This window comes from Kitasatospora sp. NPDC059599 (assembly GCF_042735125.1).
GTDB lineage: Bacteria > Actinomycetota > Actinomycetes > Streptomycetales > Streptomycetaceae > Kitasatospora.
Genome location: NZ_JBHWCL010000226.1, coordinates 1 through 11,419, shown reverse-complemented (window position 1 = coordinate 11,419; position 11,419 = coordinate 1). Strand labels below are relative to the sequence as shown.

Genomic DNA, 11,419 nt, shown 5'->3' with positions numbered 1-11,419 from the left:
CCGCCCGCCGGACACCGCCCCGCCCACCGCCGGCCGCCCGCCGGACACCGCCCCGCCCACCGCCGGCCGCCCGCCGGACACCGTCGCGCCCACCGCCGGCCGCCCGCCGGACACCGCCCCGCCCACCGCCGGCCGCCCGCCGGACACCGTCGCACCCACCGCCGGGCACCGTCGCGCCCCGCCCCGGGCCGGTCACCCCGAACCGGAACCCGCAACACCGGCCACGGTGACGCCGAGCGGTGGCACGATGTCCCTGACGACGCGTCGGGCTCGCGGGGCACGTCCGGACGCGCGCGGGCCGCCACGGCACACCCCACCCGGCCGCCCGCCCGGCGGCGGACGCGCCGCGCGGATGCAGGTCCTCGTCCGGTGGAGGCACGATGCGGTGGCTGACGGGCTGGTGCACGGGCGCGGCCCGGGCGGGTGCACCCGTGCACGAGGGGTTCGGCGCGGTCGCACCGATCGCCGCGCGCCCCCTGTGGGGCGGCCCCGACCCGCTCTGGGCCGTCGGCGACTGGCGCCCCGAGGAGATCCGCCTGGCCACCCTCCGCCCCGGCGCGCCCGCGGTGGTCCGCACCGGGCCCACCGCTCCCGACCCGGTCGAGGACACCCCCGCCACCACCCGGCTCGCCGTCCTCGGCCACTGCGGCGCCACCGACGCCGAACTCGCCGCCGGTCTCGCCGCCGCCCGCGGCGGCGCCGTCCGCCACCTGACCGCCTGGCCCGGCAGCTACACCGTCGTGCTGCGCTCCGGCACCCGCTCCACCCTGCTGCTCACCGACCTCGCCGGCGCCCGGCCCGTGTTCCACACCCCCTGGGGCAACGGCACCGCCTACGCCACCGCCGCCCTGCCGCTGGCCGACCTGGTCGGCGCCGCGCTGGACACCGGCCACCTCGCCGCCCGCCTCGCCTGCCCCGAGTCCCCCGAGGCGCTCGGCACCGGCACCCCGTACCTGGGCGTCCAGCAGGTGCCGCCCGGCCACGTGCTCGGGATCCGCGGCGGCCGTCCGTACCTGTCCGCCTACGACGGTCCGGCCTCCGCCGAGCAGCCCCGCGACGAGGCGCCCGCCGTCCGCGAACTCACCCGCGCCCTGCTGGAGTCCGTCCGCTCGCGGGTCCGCACCACCGCACCGGTCCCCGACCCCGCCGGCCGGGCCCGGCTCGGCGTCGACCTCTCGTACGGCACGGCCTCCGCCACCGTCGCCCTGCTCGCCGCCGCCGTCCCGCTGCCACCGGTGCCCGCGGCGACCGTCCCGGCCCGCAGGACGGCGGGGGCCGACGCCGCGCCGGGGGCCGCGGAGGCCGCAGCGGCCACCTGGGCCAGGAACGGCGCGGTCAAGGGCTCTTGGGCCCGCGCCGCGCCCCGGGCCCCCGCCGCCCCCGAACAGCTGGCCGCCGTCACGCTCGGCGAGACCGAGCCCCCGGCCACCCTCGTCCTCGCCCCCGACACCCCGCGACTGCGGCACACCGTGCTCGACCCCGACCCCGGCACCCTCCCGTACGCCGGACTGCGCACCGACCCGCAGGCCGGCCGGCTCACCGACGAACCCGGGCCCGAACTCGTCGCCGCCGCGCGGGCCGAGGCCCGCTTCGACGCCGGCGGCACCGACCACCTCACCGGCTACGGCGCCCGCCAGGTCCTCGACGGCCACCCGGCCCGCCTCGCCGACCTCATCCGGGCCGGCCGCCCGCGTGAACTGCTGTCCCCGGTCGCCGCGTTGGCCGGGGCCGACCGGGCCGCCGCGGGCGTCCTGACCGGTGCGCTGCGCACCCCGCTCACCGTGGTCCTGGCCGCCCACCGGCTCTCCCGGGTCCGCTACGCGGAGGCGCTGGACGAGGCCGCCGCCAGACTGACCGCCCGCCACGTCCCGGACGGCGGCGGGACGGCCGGGAGCCGTTCGGCCGTCGACCTCGCCTGGTGCGTGCCCGGACCGGCGGCCCGCTGGCTCTCCGACGAGGCACTCTCCTCGGTGGCCCTGCGACTCCGGGTGGCGGCGCGCAAACCGGCGCCCGACGAACACCCCGGCGCGCACCGAGCCCGGCACGCCCTCTACCGTCAGGCGCGCTCCTTCCGCACGCTCGTCCACGCCGCCGAACAGCCCGGCCAACGGCTGCACGCACCCTTCCTCGACAACCAGGTCGTCCGCGCCGCCCGGCTGCTCCCCGACGACGTCCGCCTCCAGCCCGGCGCCCGGCACGCCCTGCTGCGCGCCGTCCTCACCGGTGCCGGCCGTACCGACCTGCCCCCGGACTGGGGCCGCGGCCCCCGACCCGACCGCACCGCCCCCGCCCGCGCCGGCCTGCGCCTCGCCGCCGACGGCCTCGCCGAACTCTTCGACGCCCCCCTCCTCGCCGAAGCCGGCCTCATCGACCTCCCCGCCGTCCGGGCCGGTCTCGCCCGCTCCGCCGATCCCCTCTCCCCGGCCGCCCTCGCGGGCCTCGCCGACCTCGTCTCCACCGAGCTCTGGCTCCGCCGCGTCCGCGCCCGCCGCCACGGCGCCTGCTGGACCGGGCTCCCGCACCCCGAGCCCCCGGCGCTCGGTCCCTGACGGCCGGGACGCGCCCCCGGGCGCCCGTCGCCTCCTCTCGGCGCGGTGGCGGCCGCGGCGTCGGCGGGGCGGGCCATGATGGCGGGGTTGTGGATCCCGGGCGAGGAGGGTGTGCGGTGGCCGGTGGGAGCGCGGGGCGGGACGTGCCCGTGGTGCTATCGGTGCTCGGGCGGCCGCCGACGGGGCGGCCGGCGGGGGTGCTGGCGGCGTGCGACGGGTCGGACGGGTCGCTGTGGGCGCTGGACCGGGCGATGACGGAGGCCGAGCTGTTCGGCCTGCCGCTGTACGTGCTGGCCGTGGTGAACCCGGCGCCGGCCGGTTACCCGCCGGGCATGGCGGAGCTGGTGCGGGAGAGCGTGGAGACGCTGGTCGAGAGCACGGCGGACGGGCTGCGCCGCTCGGTGACCGCCGTGCAGCGGCAGCGCCCCGCCCCGTTCGAGGGGCAGATGTCGCTGCACGTGGTGCTGGGCAACGTCATCGAGGTGCTGCTGGAGGCGGCGACCCGGCAGCACACGCTGGTGGTCGGAACCCGGGGCAACGGGGGCTTCGCCCGGCTGCTGCTGGGCTCGGTGAGTTCTGCGCTGGTGCACCACGCGGCGTGCCCGGTCCTGGTGGTCCCGGCGCCGCCCGCGGGGTGAACCGGCAGGTCAGGGAGTTGTCGGGAATGTACCGAGATGGTTCATCGTTCACCCATCTCGTCCACTTCTGACAAGACGCCCCCTGGAGACCCCCGCATGAAGGTCGAGATCTGGTCCGACATCGCCTGCCCCTGGTGCTACATCGGCAAGCGCCGCTTCGAGCAGGCCCTCGCGGACTTCCCGGGCCGGGAGCAGGTCGAGGTCGTCTACCGCCCGTACCAGCTGGTCCCGGACGCCCCCGCGACGGCGAGCCCGCACCGCGCCTGGCTGGCCGACCGCTACGGCCCGCAGTCCGTGGCGATGGACGCCCGGGTGGCCGAGCTGGGCCTGGCCGAGGGCATCACGTACGACTTCGACGCCGCACTGCACGCCAACACCCTCCTGGGCCACCGCCTGCTGCACCTCGCCGAGGCCGAGTACGGCGCGGCGGTCCAGGGGCGGCTGAAGGAGGCGCTGCTCAAGGCGCACTTCACCGACGGCGTCGACGTCGGCGACCGCGCCGCCCTGGCCGACGTCGCCGTGGCGGCCGGTCTGGACCGGGACCGGGTGACCGCCTACCTGGCGGGCGACGAGGGCACCGCCGAGGTCGAGGCCCAGCTGGCCGAGGGCCGGGAGCTCGGCATCAGTGCCGTGCCGACCTTCGTGTTCGAGGGCAAGTGGGCGGTCCAGGGCGGCCAGGACGCCGGGACCTTCCGCAAGGTGCTGGACCAGGTCGCCGCCGAGATCGGCGAGCGCCGGCCGGCCCCGGTGCAGGTCGCCCCGGCCGGGGAGGGCTGCGCGGACGGCGTCTGCGCCGTCTGACCGCGCTCCACGCCGGTCACCGCCCCGGGGCCCGCCTCAGGAGCACCTGAAGCGGGCCTCGGCCCAGTCCGCGAGGTTCAGCGCCGACCAGACCCCGTGCGCCGGGGTGACCACCAGCCGGATCGAGTTCTGCCCGGCCAGCGGCACGTGCACCGGCACCGCCCCGTCACCGGCGGCGAGCGTCCCGGACCGCCACAGGGTGCGGCCGTCGCCGCCCTGGACGGAGAAGACCACCCCGCCCGGGGAGAGCGTCGCGTCGTCCACCCCGGCCACCGCGTCGAAGGACGTGCAGCTGCGGTTGAGGTCGATCAGGGTCGTCGCCTGGGCGTGCACGGTGAGGGCGTGCCGGTGGTAGTCGCCGCTGATCCAGCCGCCGACGCGCTGCCAGAAGCCGTCGCTGCCCTTCTGCCGGATGCTCGGTCCGGACGGCGGCACCCGGTTCCCGCCGGGCTTGACCACGGGCAGCACGTCCGCCCAGAAGTCGGTGGGCGCGGGGGGTGAGGGCGGGGTGGCGGTCGGCGTCGGCACCGGCGGCAGGGTGGGCGTCGGGACGACGGGCACCTCGGGCGTGGGAACCGGCGGCAGGGTCGGCAGGGGCACGACCGGGGGAGTCGGGGTCTGCCCGGGGGCCGGGGGGCTGCTGGGTGCCGGGGTGGCGGGCTTCGAGGCCCGGGGGGCGGGCGGGGCCTGCGTGGGCTTGGCGGTCGGCTTCGCACTGGGGCTCGGCGCGGGCTGTTCCGGGGCCGGCGCGGGCTGTTCCGGCGCCGGACCCGGAGTGCCGGGCGCGGGCGGCGGGGGCGACGCGGGGACGGGTGCCGGAGGTGCCGGCCGTACCGGGGACGGGACGGCCGGGGCGCCGGCGGCCGGGGGAGCGGCGGCCGGGGTCTGCGGCTCGGACGAGCCGGTCAGCGCGTACGCGGCGACGGCGGCCGCGGCCACCGCGACGGCGGCGGCGATCCCGGCCTTGGCGGCGGCGCCCAGGCCTTCGCCGGCCACGGCGGCGCCGCCACCGGCGCCGGAGGCCGTACCGGCACCGGCCGCACCGGCGCCCGCACCGGCCCCGGACCCAGCCGTACCCGCGCCGGCTGCGGTACCGGCCGCAGTGGAGCCGGCCGCCGCGCCGGAGGACCCGGCGGTCGCCGCCGCGGTCCCGGCCGCCGCACCGCCGACCGCGGCGACACCGCCGACCGCGGCCGCGGCGGCACCGAAGCCGCCGAGGCCGATCCAGACGAGCACGCCGCCGGGCAGCAGCGCACGCAGGCCGGTGTTGATCTCGGTCAGTTCCAGGCAGGCCGCCGTGCAGCGGTCGCACTCCTTGAGGTGCCGCCCGACCTCCGCCGAGGCCCGCTTGCGCAGCGAGCCGCGGGCGTACGCCCCGAGCCGGTTGGCGTAGGCCTCGCACGCCCGGTCCTGGCTGCCGGAGACGTGCGCCTGGAGGAACGCGGCGGCGAGCCGGTCGCGGGCCCGGTGGGCCTGGACGGCGGTGGCGTTGGCGGTCTTGCCGAGCATCACGGCGACGGTCTTGGGGGATTCCCGCTCGACCTCGGTGTGCCAGAGCACCACCCGGTCGTCCTCGGGCAGTTCGGCGTAGGCCTGCATGACCATCCGCTGGTCGGCCATCGCCATCGCCCAGGCGTCGGCGCCCGGGTCGGCCAGGTCGAGGTCGACGACGGCGGCCGAGGTCTGCGCGAAGACGGCGAAGTCGTCGACGAGTTGCTCGCGCCGCTCGCTGCGGTGCCAGGCGGCCGCGACGTTGCGCACGGCGGTCAGCAGGTACGCACGGACGGCGAACTCCGGTCCCTTGCCCGACCGCAGCGCCTGCAGGGTCCGGGCGAAGACCTCGCCCGCGAGGTCCTCGGCGGTGAAGTTGTCCCGGCAGCAGGTGCGGGCGTAGCGGCGGACGGACTCGGCGTGCCGGCGGTAGATCTCTTCGTACGCGGTGTCGTCGCCGGCCCGCACCCGGGCGGTCAACTCGGCGTCCGAGGGAGGGCGCTCGCCGTCCACGGGGTCGGCGGGGGCGGGCACGGTCGGGCGCGCGGGCCGCCGGCCGCCGCCGAACGGCTCGCCGACGAACGCCTCGGGGGCGACGCCGCCCCGGCCCGCGGGGGCCTGGCCGGGCACCCGGCCGGAGGGCAGCGCGGCGGCGGAGGCGGAGAGCGATTCGCGGCTGGGCATCCCGGCCTGGTCGGGGACGTGTCCGGCGGCCGAACCCGGTGTGCCGCCCGGCACTTGGGCCGGACCGCCGCCGCGTCCGCCGCCGACGCTGTGCCCGCCGACGCCGTGCCCGCCGACGCCACCCGGACCGCCGACCCCGCCGGGGCCCGCGGCGGACCCTTCGGCGGTACTACCGGGGAGGCCTCCGAAGTCGAGCCCGTACCCGTAGTCGTTCTGTTCCTCGGCGCTCACAACGGACCCCAGATTCCACGACAGCCCCCGTAGTGTGGCAGGGCGCGCGGGAGTGCGTAGGCGCAAGGTTCCCCGTCGTACGGCGCCGACGGCGCGCGAAGGGCGCGCATTCGGACATTGGCTCCAACCACGGGCAAAGGATGGCATAGCGCAGGGACCGGCGGTAGCCGGACCGGCCGTTCCCCACTCTTCCGTGGGCCGTCGCGGGTGTGTTCGCCCAGCGTGCGGCGCCGGGTCGTGCGACGCCCGCACCCGGCGCGCGCTCCTGTCCCGCGCGCCGGTGATCCTCCAACTCCCGCACCCGCCGGGCGCGGCGAGCGCACCCGGCACCGGGCGTCAGCGCGCCCGCAGACCGTCCAGCAGTATCTGCAGCAGCCGGTCCGAGGGACCGGCGAGCGCCTGACCGTCCGTCTGCGGAGAGACCGGCGAGAACCCGACCGGCGCCGGGGTCGAGACCGACGGCCGGGCCGCGTGCACGGGCACCGAGGCGGTCAGCACCAGCACCACGTCCGACACCGTGACGCCCGGCCGCAGTTCGCCCGCCGCACCGGCCCGCGCCACCAGCGCGGCCAGCAGCTGGAGCAGCAGCCGGGGATCGGCGTCGGCGGCCGACGGCTCGGCCGTCCCGCCGGAGCGGGCCTCCTCGCCGCGCAGGTCGAAGCGGACCGCCGCGGGCGCTTCCGGGGCCCGCTGCCCGGGCACCCGGCCCAGCTCCTCCGCGTACCGGAACGCCTCCGGCGGCAGCAGCCGTCCGGCGCCGCTGCTCACGGCCCGGGCCAGGTAGCCGGCCAGCGCGTCCCAGGCGCCGTCGCCGCCGTACAGCGACTCGCGGGCCTGCGCGGTCAGCCACGCCACCTCCTCGGCCGCGATCCGCTGGACCAGCACCTCCTTGCTCGGGAACCGCCGGTAGACCGTGCCGACCCCGACGCCGGCCCGACGCGCGACCTCCTCCATCGGCGCGCCGTAGCCGAACTCGCCGAACACCTCGCGGGCCGCCCGCAGCACGCTCTCCAGGTTCCGCCGGGCGTCCACCCGCAGCCGGGCCCCGGGCACCGGCACGGTGGCCTGTGCGGGCTCGCTCCGGTACGGGACGGCGGCCTGGACCACGCCGACCTGCACCGTCCCGGTCTGCGCCGGGAGGTCCACCGGGCCGCGCTGCTCGGGCACCACGCCCGGCCCGGCCTGCGGTGCGCCCGTCCGCCCCAACACCTGCTCCTGATCCATCATCCCAACTCTCCCCCGCAGGCGTCCGAATCCGGACCCTGTCGTCGCCCGCCCCCGCACCCCCCGGTGCAGCTCAGCCCGTCAGAAATGACCCGATGACCCATCGCTCGTGCCGCCCGTCCCGTTCCGGTGACCACGGTTCGTGCCGCCGTGCCGGGTCCACGTCCGGCTCGGCGCGTCGGCACCGTCCGGGGCCCTGTCCGGGAACTAACCTTCCCCGGATGACTGTGCCCCAGTCGGGTTCTCACGCCAACGCTGGAACTGGCCGTAGTGGCCGCTCCACGGTGCGTCGCCGCCGATTGTCATGGCGGCGGCCGCCCCGGTACACAATCCGACCATAGTTCACGGCTCTTCGCGGCCGAAAGTGCGTCAGAAAGTCGCCCAGGAAGCACAACTGGCCACGGCGGCCACTCGCGTCGCAACCCGCCCCGTACGGACTGTGGACAAGACCACCCCTGCCGGTCCTTCATAGGGGGGCGTGATGGGGGGACACCCCCGGCCGAGGGGCCGGGACGAGACGTCACATCGGCAGGAGGTGCACCATCAGGATCCTGATCGCCGGCGGAGGCTGCGCCGGTACGGCCACCGCACTCCACCTCCAGCGCGGCCTGCGGGAGCGGCTGCGGCGCGGCGAGGTGGAGATCACCGTCGTCGAGCCCCAGGCCTACTTCACCTACCACCCGCTGCTGGCCGAGGTCGCGGCCGGCTCGATCGACCCGAGACACGTGGTCGTCCCGCTGCGGAGGGTCCTGCCGGACTGTCGGGTGATCACCGCCCGGATCACCCGGATCGAACACGCCGCCCGCCGCGCCCTGGCCGACGCCGCGGGCCCCGGCGAACCCCCCGCGCCGATCGAACTGCCCTACGACGTCCTGGTGGTGGCCCCCGGCTCGGTCTCCCGGACGGCGCCGGTGCCGGGCCTCGCCGAGTACGGCCTCGGCTTCTCCACCGTCGGCGAGGCGGTGGGCCTGCGCAACCACGTCCTGGAACAGCTCGACCTCGCCTCCGCCACCCGCGACCCCGCGCTGCGCCAGGCCGCGCTCACCTTCGTCTTCGTCGGCGCCGGCTACGCGGGCGTCGGCGCGCTCGCGGAGCTGGAGGACATGGTCCGCGCCGCCGTGCGCGGCTACCACAACGTCCGTGCGGAGGACCTGCGCTGGGTCCTGGTCGAGGCGACCGACCGGATCCTCGCCGAGGAGGCACCCGAGCTCGCCGAGCACACCCTCGGCGAACTGCGCGAACGCGGCGTGGACATCCGCCTGCGCACCACCCTGGAGTCCGCGGTCGACCGGGTCGTCGCGCTCTCCGACGGCAGCCGCTTCGGCGCCCGCACCCTGGTCTGGACGGCGGGCGTCCGGCCGTCCCCGCTGCTGCGCGACACCGACCTGCCGCTGGACACCCTCGGCCGGGTCCGCTGCCTCGCCACCCTGCAGGCGGTCGGACCGGACGGTCGCGCCCTGCCCGGCGTCTGGGCGGCCGGCGACTGCGCGGCCGTGCCGGATCCCCGTGCGGACGGCGCCCCCTGCGCGCCCAACGCCCAGCACGCCTTCGCCGAGGCCGAGCTGCTCGCCCGCAACATCGCGGTGGCCCTGGACGGCGGTCCGCACGCGCCGGGACTGGCCGCGTACGAGCCCGGCCCCGCCGCCTGCTCGACCTCGCTCGGTCCGGGCCGGGCCGTCGCGCACACCCGGCGGGGCGGCAAGCTCACCGGCCGGCGGGCCTGGTGGCTGCACCGGGCGCGGCACCTGCGGCGGCTGCCGAGTGCCGAGCGCCGGGTGCGGGTGCTGGTGGACTGGGTGCTGGGCGGAGTGTTCTCCCGGGAGGCGGTCTCGCTGGGCGCGATGGAGAACCCGCGTTCGGCCTTCGAAGGTGGGTTCGGCCCGACGTTAGGCCGGCCGTCCGACACCGGACCGGATGCGCCCCGCTGACGGTCCCCGCCGGCCCGGGTCGGATGTCGATCGGACGGCCACGCCGGGCGCGCGACTTCCGGAATCGGGCCTCCGCCTGACAGGATCAGCCCGACCTGGTCATTACCCCGTGTGCCGCCGCGTACACAAAAAGTGATGATATGCCTGGAAAACGAGGAAGCGGCCGTCGTTTGAACCTCATGCGCTGGAGCGCGCGGCTCACCGGAGTCCCCTGGCGTGCCACCCCGTCCGCCGGGGCCGGCACCGACGAGGGCGTGCCCTGCGCCGACGGCGTCGTGGTGCCCAGCCCCCGTGACCCGACCAGCCCCACCACCACCGCCGCCGCCGAACTCCTCGACCCGCACAAACCCCAGAACCTGCGCGAGGTCCTCAACCGCATCCCCGCCCCGGTCGCCGTCACCTACGGCCCGCTCCACCAGCTCGGCTACGCCAACCGCGCCTACCGCGAACTCTTCGGCGAACGCCCCACCGGCCTGCCCGCGGGCGAGGCCCTCCCGGAACTCGGCACCATGGGCGTCCTGCCCCTCATGGACCAGGTCATCCGCGGCGGCCGCCCGCGCAGCGTCAAGGCCCGCTGCATCCTCGGCCTCACCGGCAACCGCTACTACAACGTCTCCTGCGTCCCGCTCGGCCCCGGCGAGACCGGCGACGCCCCCGTCGAGGGCCCGCCCACCGGCGTCCTGATCTTCGCCGCCGAGGTCACCGACCAGGTCCTCGCCGCCGCCCGGCTCCGCGAAGCCGAACGCCGCCAGCGCGAGGCCGCCGTCACCCTCCAGCGCAGCCTGCTCCCGCAGAAGCTCGACCAGCCCGCGGACCTGCGGGTCGCCGCCACCTACCAGCCCGGCGGCGCCGAGGCCGCCGTCGGCGGCGACTGGTACGACGTCATCGCCATCGACGGCGGACGGACGGCACTCGTCATCGGCGACGTGATGGGCCGCGGCCTGCGGGCCGCCGCCGTCATGGGCCAGCTGCGCACCGCCGTCCGCGCCTACGCCAGGCTCGACCTGCCCCCGCACGAAGTGATGCGCCTGCTCGACGGCCTCGCCATGGAGATCGACGCCAACCAGATCGCCACCTGCACCTACGCCGTCTGGGACCCGCGGCGCCGCACCCTCTCCTACGCCTCGGCCGGCCACCTCCCGATGCTGCTGCGCTGCCCCGACGGCACCATCCTGCGCAGCGAGGAACAGAACGGCCCCCCGCTCGGCACCGGCGACGGCCTGCACGTGTCCCACACCCTCCGCCTGCTCCCCGGCACCACCGGCGTCCTCTATACGGACGGCCTCGTCGAACGCCGCGACGAGGACATCGACCAGGGCCTGGACCTCCTCGCCCGGACCCTGACCGGTGCGATCGGCGCCCCGGACGTGATCTGCGCGCGGCTGCTGAGGGCCATGGGGGTGACCTCGGAACACGACGACGACGTCGCGGTCCTGGCCTTCCACCTGCCGGCGGATGCGGTAGCCGAAAATCCACTTGCGGCGCTTGACTCGGTCACCCCAGAGGTCTAGTGTTCTTCGAGCTGCCTGGCAGGGAGCACCGGACACGCACCAGCGCGGACGGTCCCGAGGCAGCCAATCCTCTGAAACACCACTTCCCAGGTTCGGGCTGGGTTGCGTTCGCATTTCTGCGTCGCGGCTCGGTTCCTGTTTGGCGTGCTCGTTTTATCGGATTGCGGCGGATTCGCTTTTCGGAGTACGGATCGGCTAGAGTTTGAAACGTCGGACAGGGCGTCAAGCCCCGGAAGACACCGGCGAGTTGGATGAACTAAGCCCCGGAAACGGAGCGGAAAACATCTGATAAGCTGGAAACACGAAAGAACGAAGCCCGGAGGGCCTGCTGGAAGGCAGTCCGAAGGAAGCGTCCGTTCCTT

At 76.7% G+C, this 11,419-nt stretch carries 6 protein-coding genes and 1 pseudogene; 5 read left to right on the top strand and 2 right to left on the bottom strand.

What is annotated here, in order from left to right; genetic code table 11:
- The first annotated feature begins 380 nt into the window (after window positions 1–380).
- The 3 genes from ACFV04_RS41710 to ACFV04_RS41700 all read left to right on the top strand — a co-directional run bounded on the left by ACFV04_RS41710 (window position 381) and on the right by ACFV04_RS41700 (window position 3,988).
- Window positions 381–2,549 carry an asparagine synthase-related protein gene (locus ACFV04_RS41710; RefSeq protein ID WP_380536325.1) on the top strand — a complete coding sequence of 723 codons (2,169 nt, stop codon included), beginning with the start codon at window positions 381–383 and terminating at the stop codon, window positions 2,547–2,549.
- A 143-nt stretch (window positions 2,550–2,692) separates the two neighbouring features.
- Complete coding sequence (locus ACFV04_RS41705; protein WP_380536323.1) at window positions 2,693–3,187, top strand: universal stress protein; 495 nt, start codon at window positions 2,693–2,695, stop codon at window positions 3,185–3,187.
- A 96-nt stretch (window positions 3,188–3,283) separates the two neighbouring features.
- Window positions 3,284–3,988: a DsbA family oxidoreductase gene (locus ACFV04_RS41700; protein ID WP_380341867.1), complete on the top strand. Its 705-nt coding sequence runs from the start codon at window positions 3,284–3,286 to the stop codon at window positions 3,986–3,988.
- A gap of 36 nt (window positions 3,989–4,024) precedes the next feature.
- On the opposite strand, the gene ACFV04_RS41695 is transcribed toward ACFV04_RS41700, so the two are convergent.
- On the bottom strand, window positions 4,025–6,394 hold the full coding sequence (locus tag ACFV04_RS41695; protein ID WP_380536321.1) for a sigma-70 family RNA polymerase sigma factor: 2,370 nt from the start codon (window positions 6,392–6,394) through the stop codon (window positions 4,025–4,027).
- A gap of 336 nt (window positions 6,395–6,730) precedes the next feature.
- Complete coding sequence (locus ACFV04_RS41690; RefSeq protein ID WP_380341873.1) at window positions 6,731–7,621, bottom strand: TetR/AcrR family transcriptional regulator; 891 nt, start codon at window positions 7,619–7,621, stop codon at window positions 6,731–6,733.
- A gap of 521 nt (window positions 7,622–8,142) precedes the next feature.
- Between ACFV04_RS41690 and ACFV04_RS41685 the strand changes: the two genes are divergently transcribed.
- Both ACFV04_RS41685 and ACFV04_RS41680 read left to right on the top strand, forming a co-directional pair.
- Window positions 8,143–9,546: an NAD(P)/FAD-dependent oxidoreductase gene (locus tag ACFV04_RS41685; protein WP_380536327.1), complete on the top strand. Its 1,404-nt coding sequence runs from the start codon at window positions 8,143–8,145 to the stop codon at window positions 9,544–9,546.
- Between the two features lie 170 nt (window positions 9,547–9,716).
- Window positions 9,717–11,036 (top strand): annotated as a pseudogene (locus tag ACFV04_RS41680) (SpoIIE family protein phosphatase); the annotation flags it as partial.
- Between the last annotated feature and the right edge of the window lie 383 nt (window positions 11,037–11,419).